The sequence below is a fragment of the Bariatricus sp. SGI.019 genome, assembly GCF_050315235.1.
Taxonomy (GTDB): Bacteria; Bacillota; Clostridia; order Lachnospirales; family Lachnospiraceae; genus JAFBIX01.
This window is the reverse complement of record NZ_JBNPOQ010000019.1, coordinates 1-19448: the sequence shown is the minus strand read 5'-3', so window position 1 is coordinate 19448 and position 19448 is coordinate 1. Positions and strand designations below refer to the sequence as shown.

Genomic DNA, 19448 nt, shown 5'->3' with positions numbered 1-19448 from the left:
ATGAAGTCATTACAGTTCACATACAGGATGGAGTTAAGATTCGATCAGCCTGTATGTGATCATTACTTTGCTTTGCGTTGTGTGCCGACGTCAAATGATGTACAGAAGATACAGATTACAAGTAGATATGTAAGCCCAACAGATAGCCTGGATGAAGTCATTGATGGATTTGGCAATCATAAATATGTGGGTCATTATGCGAATAACCATATGCGGTTTGCATATGAAGTGGAGGGGATGGCTATTGTGTCTGGAATGCAGGTGCAACGTTGTCCGCTTCATCCAATGTATAGATTCCCTTCCAGGTTTACAGAGCCTTCTGAGGAATTAAAAAAATATGGGAATTCTTTGAAAATCACATCGAAAGATCATCTGAAAGCCGCTGTGCAGATTATGGATGCAATCTATCAGGATTTTTCTTATGTTACTGGAAGTACCAATATTCATACGACAGCGGGTGAAGCATGGAAAGGGCGAAAAGGAGTCTGTCAGGACTATGCACATATTATGATTGCGTTGTGCCGTATGAAGGGGATTCCTGCCAGATATGTAAATGGACTTATGATCGGAGAAGGCTATACCCATGCCTGGGTGGAAATCTATACAGGAGAAGGATGGTATGGACTGGATCCGACGAATCATCTGCATGTAGATGATTATTATATAAAATTGGCCCATGGAAGAGATTATGGGGATTGTGTACTGGATAAGGGATTGTTTCGCGGACAGGCCTGCCAGTCACAGAAAATCTATGTAAATGTGGAGGAAATATAGATGGTCGAGACAGTAGTGTCTATGGGACTTCCGGTAGATGAACGTCTGGAAATAAAAAAGAATCGTCTGATGCCGGAAGAGACATCCGATAATATGAAAAGAATTGGGATCGTAACAGGAACGCATGGAGATGAATTGGAAGGTCAATTCGTGTGTTATGAGTTAAATCAAAGGATTCAGAAACACCCAGAATACCTGCATGGAATTGTAGATATATATCCGGCATTTAATCCCTTGGGAATTGATTCGATTACCCGGGGAATTCCCATGTTTGACCTGGATATGAACAGGATATTTCCTGGAAGCGAAGAAGGACCAATGATGGAAACAATGGTAAGTCGTCTGATGTCTGATCTAAAGGGGGCAGATATGTGCATCGATATTCATGCCAGCAATATTTATCTGGAAGAAATGCCGCAGGTAAGAATTAATGAAGAAACAGCAGATCAACTTGTACCATATGCGAGGCTGCTAAATGTAGATTTTGTGTGGATACATGCGGCAGCAACGGTATTGGAGTCTACTTTGGCATATAGTTTGAATATGATCGGCGTACCGACTCTGGTTGTTGAGATGGGTGTTGGCATGCGAATAACAAAAGATTATGGATATCAATTGGTGGATGGAATTTTAAATCTTATGAAAGAAATGGGAATCTGGAGTGGTTCGGTTGAATCTGTCAGAGAGCCGCTGATATCTTCAGACCGGGCAATCGGATTTGTAAATGCAGATCATCCAGGTATCTATCTTCCTGATGCCAGAATCTTTGATGAAGTAATGAGAGGAGATGTGTTGGGAAAAATTGTAGATCCACTGACAGGAAGTGTGCTGGAGGAGGTTAAAGCACCAATTACAGGAAAAGTATTTACCCGGAGAGAATATCCGATTGTATACAGTGGTTCTCTTTTGAATCGGATCCTTGGAGGTGCGGAAGAATGAAAACAGAAGTCATCTATACATTGGACTCTCCATATAGGGAGAAACTGGAAGTTACGGGATATCGTTTTGGCAGCGGAAGAAAATCTGTCTGTATTGTTGGAGCGATTCGAGGAAATGAGGTACAGCAATTATATGTGTGTTCTCAATTGGTGAAAAAATTGAAAGAGCTGGAAATGCATGGTGCGATTGTATCGGATAATGAGATCATGGTAATTCCTTCTGTGAATCATCATGCCATGAATATTGGGAAACGATTCTGGGCAGTGGATAATACAGATATTAACCGTATGTTCCCAGGATATGATAAGGGTGAGACAACACAGCGAATTGCAGCGGGTGTGTTTGAATGCGTAAAAGAATACAGCTATGGAATCCAGTTCGCCAGTTTTTATCTTCCGGGAGATTTTGTACCTCATGTTCGCATGATGGAGACCGGATATCAGAATACGAGTTTGGCAACTTTGTTTGGGCTTCCGTATGTAGTGGTAAGAAAACCAAAACCTATTGATACAACGACATTGAACTATAACTGGCAAGTATGGGAGACCAGTGCTTTTTCAGTCTATACCAGTGAGACTGATGTCGTAGATGAGGAATCTGCACGTCAGGCTGTATCAGCAGTTCTGCGTTTTTTGACAAGGATGGGAATTCTAAGATATAACAGTCATAATGGCTATATTGCCAGCATCATTAAAGAAGAGGAACTAACGATTGTTAAAACCAATGCATCTGGAATCTACCGTCGTCTGAAATCGCCGGGAGAAGAGGTTCATATGGGAGATGTATTAGGAGAGATCTTAGATCCATATGAAGGGGAAGAAATATGTAAAGTGTTAGCACCGACTGACGGTATCATTTTCTTCGCGCACAAAAAACCTCTGGTCACTGAAAGTGAGATTGTGTATAAGATGATTCGAAGATTACATGAGTAAAATATATAACAATATAGAAAAAAGTTCTTGCAAATATTTTGAAATTCGCTATAATAATATTTGTGACTGCTGATCGTAGCAGCAGAACGCTGGAATAGCTCAGTCGGTAGAGCACTTCACTCGTAATGAAGGGGTCGTCGGTTCAAGTCCGATTTCCAGCTTAAAATAAAACTACAGCTCTTAGATTAGAGTTGTAGTTTTTCTTTTTTTAACATAAATTTGATAGTTGTAACATAGGATTTGCATTATAATAGTATTAGGAAACAGGATATAGACTGGAGGAATGTAAGATTAAAAAGGAAGTAAAACAAGAGATAGAGCAGATTGCTGCAGATATGGAAAAAGAAAAGTATGAACTGCGCTATCAATATGTAGTGGGAATATTAAAAGCAAAAATCAATATAATAAATGAACAATTGTCACGTGAGTATGGCAGAGAAATTATTCGGGAGGTCAGCAGCAGACTGAAAAAACCAGACAGTATTCACGCAAAATTGCTCCGAAAAGATTATGAAAGGAATTTTGCGGCAGCAAAGAAAAAGCTGAATGATCTGATTGGGATTCGTATCGTGTGTTTATTTCTTGATGATGTGTATAAGGTTGCAGAAATGCTTCAAAAACAGAGTGATGTAGAAGTCATTAAGATTAAGGACTACATCGAAAAGCCGAAGAAGAATGGCTATATGAGTCTTCATATGATTGTTGAGATTCCGATTTATCTCGGGGAACATTCTGAGATAAAAAGAGCGGAGATTCAGATCCGTACGTCGGCTATGGACTTCTGGTCTGTATTGGATTATCAGTTGATTTATAAGAAGAATGTGTCTGGAGCAGAGGAAGTGGCGAAGGAATTAAAAGGGTATTCCGAAGAGATCGCTGCATTGGATAAGAAGATGATGAAGCTGCGCAATAAAATAGATAAGATATAAGAAATATGTATCAGGAGGTGCGATGTGTTGCATCTCCTGTGTTGCATTATCGAAGAACTCTGCTAATAATGTTTTGTGCACCATGTCTCCAGAATGCTGATCAGCGAATAGAGAAGCATTGCCATAATACATAGAAGAACGATGCTCATCAGAAGCCAATCCATTTTAAATACTTGACTAGAGTAGATAATCAGATATCCAAGACCATTTCTTGCTGCCAGAAATTCTCCAATAATAACACCTACCAGGCAAAGCCCGATATTTACTTTCATATTGCTGATGATCGCAGGTATTGAACTTGGAATGACAACTTTTGTCAATGCCTGAAAGCGGCTGCCTTGTAAGGTGTAGATTAATTTGATCTTTCCTGGATCTACGGTTGTAAAACTGGTATATAGACTTAAGATACTTCCAAAGATCGCCACTGACATACCGGCAACAATAATTGTCGTTTTTGTCGCACCCAGCCATACAATGAGTAAAGGAGCCAGAGCTGATTTTGGGAGACTGTTCAGTACCACCAGATAAGGATCTAAAATTTCAGAAAGCTTACAACTGAACCATAGAGCAACTGCCACCAAGACTCCGATGGCAGTAACTAAGAGGAAGCTTATGATGGTTTCATACAGTGTGATTCCTATGTGAAGAAAAATACTTTTATCAAGCACCATATTCCAGAAACACAGAGCAATTTTGGACGGGCTGCTGAAAATAAATGAATCAATGATTCCTATATTTGCCGTGAATTCCCAGATAAAGAGGAAACTTAGAAGAATCAAGATTCTGGAAATTCGTACAATACGCTGATGTTTTCGGTGATTTAAAAGGTATTGCTGTTGACCTTGAGATAGATCACTCATCTGTATTCAACTCCTTCCAGATTAGATTGAAATATGTTTTAAATTCTGGGGCATTACGTCTGTTTAACGGAGTGTCGGTATCCAGAGTAAAAATTAACGGTATGGTCTGTTTTATTGTTGCTGGTCGTCCGGATAGGATGATGACACGATCTGCCAATGAGATTGCTTCTGACAAATCATGGGTGACAAGAAGTGCAGATTTTCTTTCGTGGCGGATAATCTGACCAATGTCATCACCAACATTAAGGCGTGTCTGGTAATCCAGAGCAGAAAAAGGTTCATCCAGAAGTAAGATATCAGGTTCTAGCACCAAGGTACGTATTAATGCAGCTCTTTGACGCATTCCACCGGATAACTCCGAAGGACGGGAATTCTCAAATTGTTTCAGACCATACATATTGAGTAATTCATGAGCCTTTTCTTTTGTTCGGGCTGTCAGCATATGCTGTACCTCCAGACCAAGAATTACATTGTTATAGATGGTCCTCCATTCAAAAAGTTCATCATGCTGTAACATATAGCCAACATTTGTAGTACTTTCCCGCAGATATTTTCCATTAATTTTTATCAGACCTTTTTCTGGTGTCAGCAGACCGGCAATCAGGGAGAGAAGTGTAGATTTGCCACAGCCGGAAGGTCCTACTATGGATACGAATTCTCCTTTGTTTAGTGAAAAGGATATATCCGTAAGAGTGGGAGTCTCTCCTTCAAGGGTGTGGTAAGCATAGTGGATATGTTTTAATTCTAATACTTGTTCCATAGGAACCTCCTTGGATGACTATATATTATTTTATGTAAATATTGGAAATTCGTGACGGATTGACCTTGTCAGAACCGATGGAAAAAGCTATAATGCAAAAGTATAATACCACGGTCTACTATAAGGAGAAAGGATTCCTATGAATTATCAGAAAGAACTGGAAAAAACAATTCAGCGTCTGGAGAGAGAAGAGAAGGTACCGCGCTTGTTATTGCATAGCTGTTGTGCTCCATGCAGCAGTTATGTGTTGGAATATTTGAGTGATTTTTTCGAAATTACAGTATTTTATTACAATCCTAATATTTTCCCAGAGAGTGAATATACAAAACGGATTCTGGAGCAGCAGACGCTGATTGAGAAGATGAGGACCAGATATCCGGTTTCTTTCATAGCGGGGCAATACGATAAAGAGCGTTTTTATCAGATGGCTGAGGGAATGGAACATATGAAAGAAGGCGGAGTACGCTGCATGAAATGCTATGAATTGAGATTGAGAGAGACAGCTGAGATTGCCAGTCAAGGAGCTTTTGATTATTTTACAACGACTTTGAGTATTAGTCCGATGAAGAACGCAGAACGGTTAAATGAGATTGGAATGAGACTTGCAGAAGAATACGGCGTTTCTTATCTGCAGTCTGATTTTAAAAAGAGGAATGGATATAAACGTTCAATTGAATTATCAAAAGTATATGGTCTTTATAGACAGAATTATTGTGGATGTGAGTTTTCTATTCGGGAAGAAAACCGTTGAGTATAATAGTGGCAATTCATTTATGAAAATACAAAAAAGTACGAAATCATTTGATTTTATGCAAAAATATGATAAAATCGTTTACAGTATATTTTTACGAAAGGAAGAGAAATCCATATGGCACAGTTATGGGGTGGACGTTTTACAAAAGAAACGGATCAGTTAGTATATAATTTTAATGCTTCGATTTCATTTGATAAGAGATTCTATGCGCAGGATATCAAGGGCAGTATTGCGCACGTCATGATGCTTGCAAAGCAGGGGATTCTAACAGATAATGAGAAAGAGCAGATCATCGCAGGCCTGGAAGGAATCTTAAGTGATGTAGAGAATGGAAAGCTTGATATCTCGGAGAAATATGAGGATATTCATAGTTTTGTTGAAGCAACATTGATCGATCGGATCGGGGAACCGGGTAAGAAGCTGCATACCGGAAGAAGCCGGAATGATCAGGTGGCTTTAGATATGAAACTTTATACAAGAGATGAGGTTCATCTCCTGGACAGTCTGGTGAAAGAATTGTTACATGCAATTCTTGCAATTATGGAAGAAAATACAGATACATATATGCCGGGATTTACACATCTTCAGAAAGCACAGCCGATTACACTGGCGCATCATATGGGTGCTTATTTTGAAATGTTCAAAAGAGACCATGAACGGCTGAGAGATATCTATAAGCGTATGAATACGTGTCCGTTGGGGTCGGGGGCATTGGCTGGAACGACATATCCTCTGGATCGGGAATATACTGCAAGCTTGTTAGGCTTTGATGGACCGACGCTCAATAGTATGGATGGTGTTTCTGACAGGGATTATTTGTTAGAACTATTATCCGCATTATCTATTATTATGATGCATTTAAGTAGGTTCTCGGAAGAAGTGATTATCTGGAATTCCAATGAATATAAATTTGTTGAGATTGATGATGCTTACAGCACTGGAAGTAGTATCATGCCACAGAAAAAGAATCCGGATATTGCAGAGCTTGTCCGTGGTAAGACGGGCAGAGTATACGGAGCATTGAATGCATTGCTTACAACGATGAAGGGGATTCCGCTTGCATACAATAAGGATATGCAAGAGGATAAGGAATGGGCTTTTGACGCAATTGATACTGCTAAGGGCTGCCTGACTTTGTTTACAGGAATGCTTCGGACGATGCAGTTTAATAAGGAACGGATGAAAGACAGCGCAAGACATGGATTTACCAATGCAACGGACGCTGCTGATTATCTGGTAAACCATGGAGTTGCGTTTAGAGATGCACACGGAATCGTTGGGCAGCTGGTATTATTGTGCCTGGAGAAAAAGATTGCGTTGGATGAGCTTCCGCTGGAAGAATATAAAAAGATATCTCCTGTATTTGAGGAAGATATCTATGATGCAATTAGTCTGGAAACTTGTGTAAATAAACGAATTACCATTGGTGCACCAGGTAAGAGTGCAATGGATGAAGTGGTTGATGTATATAAGAAATATATGGATGAATACTAAGAGAAGGAGAGAGTGAAGATGGAAAAGAAACTAAGAGTAGGTATTTTAGGAGCAACAGGAATGGTTGGACAGCGTTTTATCTCATTGCTTGAAGATCATCCTTGGTTTGAAGTTGTAACAGTGGCAGCCAGTCCACGTTCTGCAGGAAAGACTTATGAAGAGGCTGTAGGAGGACGCTGGAAAATGGATACTCCGATGCCGGAGGCTGTTAAAAATCTGATTGTATTAAATGTGAATGAAGTAGAGAAGGTTGCTGAAACAGTAGACTTTGTGTTCAGTGCAGTAGATATGACAAAAGATGAAATTCGTGCAATTGAAGAAGCATATGCAAAGACTGAGACCCCTGTCGTATCAAATAACAGTGCACATCGCTGGACACCGGATGTACCAATGGTAATTCCGGAAATCAATATTGAGCACTTTGGTCTGATCGAGACACAGAAAAAACGCCTTGGAACAACACGCGGATTCATTGCAGTAAAACCAAATTGTTCTATCCAAAGCTATACTCCTTGTCTGGCAGCATGGAAGGAATTTGGACCAAAAGAAGTTGTTGCAACCACTTATCAGGCAATTTCTGGTGCAGGCAAGACGTTTAAGGATTGGCCGGAAATGGTAGAGAATATTATTCCATATATCGGTGGAGAGGAAGAAAAGAGTGAGCAGGAACCACTCCGTGTACTTGGAACATTAGAAGACGGTCAGATTACATTGGCAAAAGAACCAAAGATTACTTGTCAGTGTCTGCGTGTCCCGGTATTAAATGGACATACAGCAGCTGTATTCATTAACTTTGAAAAGAAACCTACCAAAGAGCAGTTAATCGAAAAATTAGAGAGTTTCAAAGGATTTCCACAGGAAGCAGAGCTCCCAAGTGCTCCAAAGCAGTTCATCCAGTATCTGGAAGAGGACAATCGCCCACAGGTAAAGATGGATGTAGATTATGAGAATGGTATGGGTGTGTCTATCGGACGTCTGAGAGAAGACAGCATCTATGATTATAAGTTTATTGGACTGTCTCACAACACCGTACGTGGTGCAGCAGGCGGAGCAGTGCTGTGCGCAGAATCCCTGACAGCCAAAGGATACATTCAGGCGAAGTAGGAATTTAGATTAGTTAGTTGGTAATTGGGTGTGTACGGCGAGAGGACGGATGGGATGGTTGCCATTGCGGAGTCCTTCGCTAAGAATCCATAACAGGAAAAGAAGCAGATATTTTGTGACCAGGCTGATTCACCCCGAAATCCTGATGATTTCGAGGCTCAGCAGCCTTTTCAGATTTGGCTTGAGGCCAAATCATCGCACAAAATATCTGCTTCTTTTCCCATAACGGATTCTATCGCTTGTCCAACGAATGGCAGCCATCCCATCCATCTTCTCGCCTGACATCCCCCAAATCCGCAACTTCCTCATCCGGGAGAATTCCTGCGCGTTATGCAGAGGGAAAGATCATAGCAAAGATATGTCAAAAAACTGGCAGAATAACTAACTGATTCTTCCATTGAAATAATGATAAATAGTATAAAACATCGCTCCCCATTGCGCTTCGCGCCAGGAATTCCTCCAGATGAGTTCGTTCAGTATTTGAGAATGTCAGGCGCAAGGAAGCTTGGATAGACGGATAGCAACCAGCCTACCAAGCTTCCTTGCGCCGTACACTCTCAATTACCAACTCACTCATCTAAATTCCCATTTCATTCTTCCTTTTGTGATGGTGAAGTGTTAAAATAAAAAAAGATGTTATAGTGAAAAATGCGAGGTATGCAGATATGGACAAAGAGATATACAATTATACGCAAAACAGAGAATTATCCTGGCTTCGGTTTGATCAGAGAGTCCTGGAGGAAGCACAGGATCCAACGGTTCCGCTTTTGGAAAGAATGAAATTTGTTGCAATATTTACCAGTAATTTGGATGAATTTTTTATGATTCGTGTCGGAAGTTTATTTGATATGGCACAGACAGATGCGAATAATAAGGACAGCCGTACTGGTATGACGCCTAAAGAACAATTGGAAAAGATTTATGGGGCAGTTGCACCTCTTTATAAAGAACGGGATAAGACATATGCGGAGATTAAGAAGCAATTGTCGCCGTATGGAATTTGTGGTCTGGATTTTAAAGAATTAGAACAGTCTGAGAAGAAATATGTGAAAAAGTATTTTAAAGAGCAGGTTCTGCCGATTTTGTCTCCGCAGATTGTGGATGCGAATCATCCGTTCCCACATTTGTTAAATAAAGCCATCTATGTTACGGCAAATTTAAAGCATAAGGAATCAGAAAAAGGGAAGACGACTCTTGGAATCGTTCCGGTTCCACAGTTCGTATCAGATATTTTGGTTTTGCCTGGGCATGATATCCGTTATATTCGCATGGAAAAGGTAATCATGGAATATTTGAATCTTGTCTTTGAACAGTATGAGGTGTCGGATGCCAATTATATTTGTGTTACAAGAAATGCAGATGTATCACCGGATGATGAGGCGCTGGAGGTTAATGATGATTTCAGGCTGCTGATGAAAGAGACTCTTCATAAACGCCGCAAAATGGCGGTTGTACGATTAGAAATCGCCGAGAAACTGACTGGGGATATGGAGAAGTATTTCTGCGAAAAATTTAACATTACACCGGCACAGATCTTTCGTACCAAGATGCCAATGAAATTGGATTATATTTTTTCGATTGCAGGAAATCTTCCAGAGTCTATGAAACGGTCTTTGACATACACGCCATTTTCTCCGCAGAATTCAGCTCATGTGCAGGATGGAAGTGTGATGAAGCAGGTAAAGAAAAGGGATATCCTTTTGTTTTATCCTTATGAGAGCATGAATCCTTTCTTGAAATTGATTAAAGAAGCTTCCGTGGATCCAAATGTTTTGACGATTAAGATTACAATTTATCGTCTGGCCAAGAAAGCTCGTCTGGTAGAATATCTGTGTGCAGCGGCAGAAAATGGAAAAGAAGTCACTGTATTGATTGAATTGCGGGCGAGATTTGATGAGCAGAATAATATTGATTGGTCGGAGCGTCTGGAAGAAGCAGGATGTCGGGTCATCTATGGATTTGAGGGATATAAGGTACATTCTAAGATCTGTCTGATTACTTACCGGAACCGTAATGAGATACAGTATATTACACAGATTGGAACTGGTAATTATAACGAGAAAACTGCGACTATGTATACAGATCTGTCTTTGATGACTGCAAATCAGGCAATAGGAAGAGATGCTGCTGAATTTTTCAAGAATATGTCCATAGGTAATCTAAATGGAAACTATGATTATCTGATCGTGTCACCTACAAGTCTGAAGCAGAAAATATTATATTTGATAGATGAGCAGATTAAAAAAGGAAACAATGGACGAATTATTATGAAGATGAATTCTCTTACGGATGTAGATTTTATCCGTAAGGTTTCTGAAGCGTCAAAGGCTGGTGTGAAAGTCGACTTGATTGTCAGAGGAATATGCTGTATACTTCCAGGAGTACCAGGCTATACAGATAATCTGAGAGTAATGAGCGTGGTGGGAAGATTTTTGGAACATCCGCGTATTTTTAGTTTTGGTACGGGGGCAAATCAAAAGATATATATTGGTTCGGCAGATATGATGACGAGAAATACGGAGAAGCGAGTAGAAGTCGCCTGCCCTGTATTGGATGATAATATAAAAAGCCAGATCAACCATTATCTGAAAGTGATGCTTGGTGATAATATCAAGGCCAGAATCTTACAGAGCAACGGAGCTTTTGTAAAGAAGAAAGCATCAGAGCCAATGATTGATTCACAGGCTGTCTTTATGGAAGAGGCAATCCATGCCAAGAAGGAGACGCCAGAGCAGGAAAATGGACTGGGCAGATGGTTGAAAGGGCTCTTGAAAAGATAAGGAGTTTTGATAAGATTTATGGGGAAATCACTGTATATTGCAGAGAAACCGAGTGTGGCACAGGAATTTGCCAAGGCACTGAAGATAAAGACTAGAAGACAAGACGGATACCTGGAGTCAGACGAGGCAATTGTTACCTGGTGTGTAGGACATCTGGTAACAATGAGCTACCCAGAAGAGTATGATCCGAATTTGAAAAGGTGGAGTTTGGAAACTCTGCCTTTTATACCAAAGGAGTTTAAATATGAAGTCATTCCGGCAGTGTCCAGGCAATATAAGATTGTTGCAGGACTTCTTAACCGAGAAGATGTTGACGTGATCTATGTATGTACTGACTCCGGACGAGAGGGAGAATATATCTATCGTCTGGTGGAGCAGCAGGCAGGAGTGCATGGAAAGGAACGGCGCCGTGTCTGGATTGATTCTCAGACAGAAGAAGAGATTTTAAGAGGTATTCGGGAAGCAAAAGATCTGAAGGAATATGACAATCTGTCTGCATCAGCTTATTTGAGAGCGAAAGAAGATTATTTGATGGGAATTAATTTTTCCCGCCTTTTGACATTAAAGTATGGCAACAGTATTTCTAATTATTTGAACACAAAGTATTCTGTGATTTCTGTGGGAAGAGTGATGACTTGTGTGTTGGGAATGGTTGTACGACGGGAGAGAGAGATTCGGGAATTCGTAGAAACGCCTTTCTATCGTGTGCTCAGTACTATCGGTGATCAGGAACAAAGTTTTGAAGGTGAATGGAGAGCGGTCAAAGGGTCTCGTTGGTTTGAGTCTTTCGACTTGTATAAAGAGAATGGATTTAAAGAACGGGAAAAAGCAGAGGATCTGATTACATATTTGAGTGATGAGAAACCTATGCAGTGTCAGATTGTATCCATTGAAAAGAAAAAAGAGAAGAAGAATCCGCCTTTGCTTTTTAATCTGGCAGAGCTACAGAATGAATGCTCTAAGCGTTTTAAGATTAGTCCGGATGAGACACTTCGAATCGTACAGGAATTATATGAAAAGAAACTCGTGACTTATCCCAGAACGGATGCGCGAGTGCTGTCTACAGCCGTGGCAAAGGAAATTCATAAGAATCTGAATGGTCTGATGAAGTATCAGCCTGTGGTGCCATATCTTCAAGATATTGTTGCATTGGGAAGTCATAAGGGGTTAGAAAAAACTCGTTATGTGAATGATAAGCAGATTACAGATCATTATGCGATTATTCCGACGGGACAGGGATTGAATGTGTTAGGTACATTGTCTCATCTGTCATGTCAGGTCTATGATTTGATTGTAAGGAGATTCCTGAGTATATTCTATCCTCCGGCGATTTATCAGAAAGTGGCAATTGTGACCAAGATGAAAGAGGAATCCTTTTTTTCAAATTTTAAAGTGCTTGCAGAAGAAGGTTACTTAAAGGTTGCAGGAATTCCGGGACAGAAGAAAACTATTACATCGGATGACGGGCAGGATGAGGAAAAAGATACAGATGCTTCCTTTTTTCAAAAAATACAATCTTTGCGAAAAGGAATGATTTTAGAAGTGCAATCGCTGGATATTAAGGAAGGAAAGACTTCACCTCCGAAACGTTATAATTCTGGTTCTTTGATCCTGGCCATGGAGAATGCAGGACAACTGATTGAAGATGAAGAATTGCGGGCTCAGATTAAGGGAAGTGGTATTGGAACCAGTGCAACACGAGGAGAGATACTTAAGAAGCTGTTCCATAATAAATATCTGGCTTTGAATAAGAAGACGCAGATTGTGACGCCGACGATGCTTGGAGAAATGATCTATGATGTGGTGGATCATTCTATCAAATCTCTTTTAAATCCAGAATTGACTGCGAGCTGGGAAAAGGGATTGAATTATGTTGCAGAAGGCGAGATTACGCCAGATGAATATATGCGTAAACTGGATCATTTTATTGTAAGTAGGACGCAAGGAGTTAAAGAGCTTTATAATCAGAATCAGTTACGTGCCTGTTATGATAAAACAGCACAATTTTATAAAAAATCTAATCAAGGGCGAAAATATTCAAATAAAAAGTAAAATAAATAAAGGAGTTAGAATCATATGAAAGAATTGACAGTAGAGGAATTGTATACGTTGGATGAGACTATTGCAAAAGATATTTTTGAGGGAGTGACCTATCCTTGGGAAGTTCTTCCAAAAATCAGTGCATTTATTCTAAAGTTGGGAGAGACATTGCCGGAGGAGGACTATGATAAAATAGGTGATGATGTGTGGATTGCTAAGTCTGCCAAAGTGTTTGAATCAGCTTACATACATGGACCTGCGATTATTGGCAAAAATGCTGAGGTAAGACATTGTGCATTTATTCGTGGGAATGCTATCGTAGGGGAAGGTGCTGTTGTTGGTAATTCCACGGAGTTAAAAAATGTGATTTTATTCAATAAAGTACAGGTCCCTCATTACAATTATGTTGGTGATTCCATTTTGGGATATAAAGCTCATATGGGAGCAGGATCTATCACATCTAATGTTAAGTCAGATAAAAAACTGGTCGTGGTTAAAACACCAGAAGAGAATATTGAGACAGGAATCAAGAAATTTGGTGCAATGCTTGGCGATGAGGTGGAGGTTGGATGTGGAACTGTTTTGAATCCTGGAAGTGTGGTAGGAAGCCATTCCAATATCTATCCGCTTTCAAGTGTCAGAGGCTATGTGCCGGCAAATAGTATCTATAAAAGACAAGGAGAGATAGTAGAAAAGAGATAGAGAAAGGAGAATGTATTATGAATAAAATAGGTTTTATTGGCGTTGGCATTATGGGAAAATCTATGGTGCGTAATCTCATGAAGGCGGGATTTGAACTTCATATTTATGCCAGAAATAAAGAAAAGGTAAAGGATGTAATCAGTGAAGGGGCAAATTTCCATGAGTCGATTCAGGATTGTGTAAAAGATTGTGAAGCAGTAATTACAATTGTAGGCTTTCCAAAGGATGTTGAGGAAGTATACTTTGAGGAAGGAAATATTCTGGATAGTGCAGAGTCAGGAGCATATCTGATTGATATGACGACAACAAGTCCGATGCTTGCTGAGAAGATATATAAAGAGGGGACAGAAAAGGGGTATCACGTACTTGATGCACCTGTTACTGGTGGAGATACCGGGGCAAAGGCAGGAACTCTTTCTATATTGGTTGGCGGTCTGAAAGAGGATTTTGAAAAATGTATGCCATTATTCCAGGCAATGGGAACAAATATAAATTATCAAGGAAATGCAGGATGTGGACAGCATGCCAAACTTGCTAATCAGATTATGATTGCAGGAACTTTGTCTGGTGTCTGTGAGGCTCTGACTTATGCAAAAGCAAAAGGATTAGATCCACAAGTATTCCTGGATTCGGTATCTACAGGAGCTGCAGGAAGTAAGCAGTTAGATATATTCGGGCCAAAGATTCTGGCAGGAGATTATGAACCAGGTTTTTTTCTGAAACATTTTGTAAAGGATATGAAACTTGCGCTTACAGAGGCTAATATGAGCGAACTGAGTTTGGAAGTGTTGAGTCTCGTGCTTGCAAACTATGAAGAATTAGAGGCTGCCGGCTACGGCAATCTTGGAACGCAGGCTCTTATGAAATACTATGCAGAAGCGGGAGAAGAATGATAATTTCTTGTATATGGTGAAAAAATGTAGTACGATAGGAAGGACTCATAGAAAGGAGAGTAGTATATGTTAGATGATAACTATGTAACATTTGAGACTGGAAAAGCAAAACATATTGCATTGGTCGCACATGATGGTAAGAAAAAAGAACTGGTAGAGTGGTGTGATAAGAATAAGGAGATCTTAAAAGGACATTTCTTATGTGGAACAGGAACGACTGCAAGATTAATATCTGAGAAGACAGGACTTCCAGTAAAAGGATATAATAGTGGTCCCCTTGGAGGTGATCAGCAGATTGGTGCAAAGATTGTAGAAGGGCAGATTGATTTTATGATCTTTTTGTGGGATCCACTGGAAGCTCAGCCACATGACCCAGATGTAAAAGCATTACTGCGTATTGCGGTTGTATATGATATTCCGGTTGCGAATAATCTGGCAACGGCAGATTTTATGTTGAGTTCTAAATATATGAATGGTGTATACAGCAGAAAAGTAGAGAATTTTAATAAGACTGTTCAGGAACGTGTGGAGAAATTGAAATAAACAGAGCATTCTTTCATTGACATATAATAGACTATATGATAAACTACTTTCAGGTTAAACTTTAATACGTTAAAGTGTTGCGGTTTAAAGCAACAAAAAGGGAATGAAAGTTGAGGAGAAGCATATGGTTATTAAAGTGTTATTGCTTATTGTTTTCTTTGCCGTTATGGTTTCGGTAGGAATTTATTCAAGAAAGCATGCAACGAGTGTGGATGGTTATGTATTAGGAGGACGTTCTGTAGGGCCGTGGCTTACGGCATTTGCATATGGAACTTCTTATTTTTCAGCGGTTGTATTCGTTGGATATGCCGGACAGTTTGGATGGAAATATGGTCTTGCTTCCACTTGGATCGGTTTGGGAAATGCAATCATTGGAAGTCTTTTGGCATGGGTTGTCTTAGGAAGACGTACCAAAGTTATGACGCAACATTTGAATTCCAAGACAATGCCGGATTTCTTTGGAGTGAGATTTGACAGTAAGGCGCTTAAGATCACAGCATCAGCAATCGTATTTATCTTTCTGGTTCCATATACTGCATCTGTATATAATGGATTATCTAGATTATTCGGGATGGCGTTTAATATTCCTTATACATATTGTGTGCTTGTAATGGCTGTATTTACTGGAATTTATGTTATTCTTGGTGGTTATATGGCAACAGCTATCAATGATTTTATCCAGGGAATTATTATGCTTGGCGGTATCATTGCTGTTATTGCAGCTGTTTTAAGCGGAAAGGGCGGATTTATTGCAGCAATCCGTCAGATGGCAGAGATCCCAAGTGATGTGCCGGTTACGATGGGACAGCCAGGTGCATTTACTTCTTTCTTTGGACCAGATCCGCTGAATCTTCTGGGAGTTGTTATTCTGACATCGCTTGGTACATGGGGACTTCCACAGATGGTCGGCAAATTCTACGCAATCAAAGATGAGAAATCTATCAACACAGGTACAGTTATTTCCACTTTATTTGCTGTTGTCATCTCTGGTGGATGTTATTTCCTCGGCGGATTTGGAAGATTATTCGATAATCCAACCATTTATGCAGAAGACGGAAGTATGATCTACGATGGAATTATTCCATATATGCTGTCAACGCTACCGGATATTTTGATTGGTATTGTTGTAGTATTGGTGTTATCTGCATCCATGTCGACTCTGGCATCATTGGTGCTGACGTCTAGTTCTACATTGACGCTTGATTTTCTGAAAGGTAATGTGATGAAAGATATGGACGAAAAGAAACAAGTACGTACAATGCAGGTATTGGTTGTATTCTTTATTGTATTATCTGTAGTAATCGCATTGGATCCACCGACCTTTATTGCTCAGCTTATGGGTATCTCCTGGGGAGCACTTGCCGGAGCATTTCTGGCACCATTTATGTATGGATTATATTGGAAAGGCGTTACAAAAGCTGCGGTATGGGCAAGCTTTGCATCAGGTGTTGGAATCACAGTTTCCAATATGTTCTTGCATTATATTGCATCCCCAATCAATGCAGGTGCAATTGCAATGATTGTTGGTTTGGTTATTGTACCGATTGTTAGTCTGATCACACCAAAGATGAACAAAAAGCAAGTGGATGACATATTTGAATGTTATGAAGAGAAAGTAACCATTACAAAAAAGCGTTCTTTGGAGGTAAATTAGAAGTGATTCTCGTCTGATTCCAGATGAAGAAAAATGAAATGACATAATATTAAAATACATCAAGGAAAGTGATTAAAATCATCACTTTCCTTTTTTGTTGACATATGTTAGGATAGGTTATGATTAAAATAAAACAATTAAATTGATGAATTTTATTCGAATTGTCATAGAAGGAGAGGTATTTGTATGAAAAATTGTAAGAAATATGAAAGAACATATTTTATGCCACCGGAGGTTACTTATGATTGGGTGAAAAAAGAATATATTGAGAAACCGCCGATTTGGTGTAGTGTGGATCTGAGAGATGGAAATCAGGCATTAATTGAACCAATGAGTTTGGATGAGAAGCTGGAATTTTTCCAGATGCTGGTGGAAATAGGATTTAAAGAAATTGAAGTTGGTTTTCCGGCAGCATCTGAGACGGAATACCAATTCATGAGAACCTTGATTGAAAAGAATATGATTCCGGATGATGTTACAGTACAGGTACTGACTCAGGCAAGAGAACATATTATTAAGAAGACATTTGAGGCAGTGAAAGGCGCACCACATGCAGTGATCCATTTATATAATTCTACATCTGTTGCACAGAGAGAGCAGGTATTTAGAAAGAGTAAAGAGGAGATCAAGAAGATTGCGATTGATGGAGCAGAATTGCTTCTGAAGTTGGCGTCTGAGACGGATGGAAATTTTACATTTCAGTATAGTCCGGAAAGTTTCCCAGGAACAGAAGTGGATTATGCGGTTGAGGTGTGTAATGCAGTCCTGGATGTATGGAAACCAACAGCAGATAATAAAGCAATTATTAATATCCCAACAACCGTAGAAAATGCAATGCCACATGTATTTGCCTGCCAGCTGGAATATGTTAATAAGCACCTGAAATATAGAGATAACGTTATCTTATGTTTACACCCTCACAATGACAGGGGATGTGGTGTGGCAACGGCAGAACTTGGAGTTCTGGCAGGAGCTGACCGTATTGAAGGTACTTTATTTGGAAATGGAGAGCGTACCGGTAATGTAGATATTGTTACAATGGGAATGAATATGTATTCTCATGGTGTGGATCCGGGACTTGATTTTTCAAATATGCAGAAGATTAGAGAGTCTTATGAGCGTTTGACAAGAATGCATGTATATGAGCGTCAGCCATATGCTGGAGATTTGGTATTTACAGCATTTTCAGGATCTCATCAAGATGCAATTGCTAAAGGTATGACTTGGAGAGAAGAGAAACAGTGTGATACATGGACAGTTCCATATCTGCCGATTGATCCGCAGGATGTTGGAAGAAAGTATGATTCTGATGTTATTCGTATCAATAGTCAGTCTGGCAAGGGCGGTGTCAATTATATCCTGAAGCAAAGTCATGGTATTAATCTGCCACAGAAGATGAGAGAAGAAGTTGGATATCTCGTAAAAGATGTATCTGACAAGGCACACAAAGAACTTACACCAGAGTGGGTATATCAGATATTTGCAGACAATTATATTAATACGAAGAGTATCTTCCATGTGGATGAGTGCCATTTCAAGCAAGTTGACGGAATCACTGCAGAAGTAACGATTAATCATGCCGGTGAGAGTAGAGTGATTACTGCCAATGGTAATGGACGTCTGGATGCTGTCAGCAACGCGATTAAGCAGTATTTTAACATTAGTTATGAACTTACATTTTATGAGGAGCATTCACTCACTAAAGGATCTTCTTCTAAGGCAGTAGCATATGTTGGAATCATCTGTAAAGGCAAGACTTTCTGGGGCGTTGGCATTGATGCAGATATTATCCGTGCTTCCATTGAGGCATTAATTGTAGCTGTTAATAAGATAGAAGAACTGGGATCTGCTGATCCATGTAAAGATGCCAGAATGATTGAAATCATGAATTATATTCAGGCCAATTATATTGACATTACTTTGGATGATCTGGCAGAAAAATTCTATCTGTCCAAACCATATATTTCTAAATATATCAAAGAGAAGTCAGGAATGACATTTGGTGAGCTGGTTAAGAAGATTCGAATGAAAAAGGCAAAAGCACTTTTGAAGAGCAGCAATATGACGGTAGAGAATATTGCCTTGTCGGTTGGTTACCAGAATGTTGAGCATTTTAATCGAATGTTTAAGAAAGCTTATAACATGACACCAATGCAGTTCAGAAATCAGAAGTAGATGGGAATTTAGATTAGTTAGTTGGTAATTGGGAGGTGTACGGCGCAAGGGAGTTGAATAGGCTGGTCTGTATCCGGTATCCTTCGCCAAGAATCCATAACAGAAAAAAGAGTTG

Annotated in this window: 16 protein-coding genes and 1 tRNA gene; 15 read left to right on the top strand and 2 right to left on the bottom strand. The window is 39.7% G+C overall.

Features of this window, described 5'->3' with window-relative positions:
• From ACQRD1_RS11870 to ACQRD1_RS11850, 5 genes are all read left to right on the top strand, one after another.
• On the top strand, positions 1-774 hold the full coding sequence (locus tag ACQRD1_RS11870; protein WP_235233507.1) for a transglutaminase-like domain-containing protein: 774 nt from the start codon (positions 1-3) through the stop codon (positions 772-774).
• Positions 775-1713 carry a M14 family metallopeptidase gene (locus tag ACQRD1_RS11865; RefSeq protein WP_235233508.1) on the top strand — a complete coding sequence of 313 codons (939 nt, stop codon included), beginning with the start codon at positions 775-777 and terminating at the stop codon, positions 1711-1713. It begins immediately after the preceding gene.
• The gene (locus ACQRD1_RS11860; protein WP_235233510.1) at positions 1710-2645 is read left to right on the top strand and encodes a M14 family metallopeptidase; all 936 of its coding nucleotides are present in this window, start codon (positions 1710-1712) and stop codon (positions 2643-2645) included. Before ACQRD1_RS11865 ends, ACQRD1_RS11860 begins: the two co-directional genes overlap by 4 nt.
• Before the next feature lie 88 nt (positions 2646-2733).
• Positions 2734-2806 (top strand) — tRNA-Thr (locus ACQRD1_RS11855).
• Positions 2807-2980: 174 nt separating this feature from the next.
• The gene (locus tag ACQRD1_RS11850) at positions 2981-3574 is read left to right on the top strand and encodes a GTP pyrophosphokinase (RefSeq protein ID WP_235233511.1); all 594 of its coding nucleotides are present in this window, start codon (positions 2981-2983) and stop codon (positions 3572-3574) included.
• A gap of 62 nt (positions 3575-3636) precedes the next feature.
• On the opposite strand, the gene ACQRD1_RS11845 is transcribed toward ACQRD1_RS11850, so the two are convergent.
• Together ACQRD1_RS11845 and ACQRD1_RS11840 are read right to left on the bottom strand one after the other, a co-directional pair.
• Positions 3637-4434: an ABC transporter permease gene (locus ACQRD1_RS11845; RefSeq protein WP_235233512.1), complete on the bottom strand. Its 798-nt coding sequence runs from the start codon at positions 4432-4434 to the stop codon at positions 3637-3639.
• The gene (locus tag ACQRD1_RS11840) at positions 4427-5194 is read right to left on the bottom strand and encodes an ABC transporter ATP-binding protein (protein WP_235233514.1); all 768 of its coding nucleotides are present in this window, start codon (positions 5192-5194) and stop codon (positions 4427-4429) included. Before ACQRD1_RS11840 ends, ACQRD1_RS11845 begins: the two co-directional genes overlap by 8 nt.
• Positions 5195-5333: 139 nt before the next feature.
• On the opposite strand from ACQRD1_RS11840, the gene ACQRD1_RS11835 reads away from it, so the two are divergent.
• The 10 genes from ACQRD1_RS11835 to ACQRD1_RS11790 all read left to right on the top strand — a co-directional run bounded on the left by ACQRD1_RS11835 (position 5334) and on the right by ACQRD1_RS11790 (position 19333).
• Positions 5334-5945, top strand: coding sequence for an epoxyqueuosine reductase QueH (locus ACQRD1_RS11835; RefSeq protein WP_235233516.1), 612 nt, complete (start codon positions 5334-5336; stop codon positions 5943-5945).
• Positions 5946-6062: 117 nt separating this feature from the next.
• Complete coding sequence (gene argH, locus ACQRD1_RS11830; protein WP_235233517.1) at positions 6063-7442, top strand: argininosuccinate lyase; 1380 nt, start codon at positions 6063-6065, stop codon at positions 7440-7442.
• An 18-nt stretch (positions 7443-7460) separates the two neighbouring features.
• The gene (asd, locus tag ACQRD1_RS11825; protein ID WP_235233519.1) at positions 7461-8546 is read left to right on the top strand and encodes an aspartate-semialdehyde dehydrogenase; all 1086 of its coding nucleotides are present in this window, start codon (positions 7461-7463) and stop codon (positions 8544-8546) included.
• A 665-nt stretch (positions 8547-9211) separates the two neighbouring features.
• Positions 9212-11326, top strand: coding sequence for a polyphosphate kinase 1 (gene ppk1 / locus ACQRD1_RS11820; protein WP_235233521.1), 2115 nt, complete (start codon positions 9212-9214; stop codon positions 11324-11326).
• A gap of 18 nt (positions 11327-11344) precedes the next feature.
• Positions 11345-13378 (top strand): DNA topoisomerase, encoded by a 2034-nt coding sequence (locus ACQRD1_RS11815; protein ID WP_235233522.1) that lies wholly within the window; start codon positions 11345-11347, stop codon positions 13376-13378.
• Positions 13379-13402: 24 nt separating this feature from the next.
• Positions 13403-14068 (top strand): UDP-N-acetylglucosamine pyrophosphorylase, encoded by a 666-nt coding sequence (locus ACQRD1_RS11810; protein ID WP_235233523.1) that lies wholly within the window; start codon positions 13403-13405, stop codon positions 14066-14068.
• Between the two features lie 17 nt (positions 14069-14085).
• Complete coding sequence (locus ACQRD1_RS11805) at positions 14086-14961, top strand: NAD(P)-dependent oxidoreductase (RefSeq protein ID WP_235233524.1); 876 nt, start codon at positions 14086-14088, stop codon at positions 14959-14961.
• A 66-nt stretch (positions 14962-15027) separates the two neighbouring features.
• On the top strand, positions 15028-15504 hold the full coding sequence (locus tag ACQRD1_RS11800) for a methylglyoxal synthase (RefSeq protein WP_235233525.1): 477 nt from the start codon (positions 15028-15030) through the stop codon (positions 15502-15504).
• A gap of 124 nt (positions 15505-15628) precedes the next feature.
• Complete coding sequence (locus ACQRD1_RS11795) at positions 15629-17158, top strand: sodium:solute symporter family protein (protein WP_235233526.1); 1530 nt, start codon at positions 15629-15631, stop codon at positions 17156-17158.
• Between the two features lie 186 nt (positions 17159-17344).
• Entirely contained in the window at positions 17345-19333 is a 1989-nt protein-coding gene (locus ACQRD1_RS11790; RefSeq protein ID WP_427787619.1) for a 2-isopropylmalate synthase, read from the top strand.
• Positions 19334-19448: the final 115 nt, after the last annotated feature.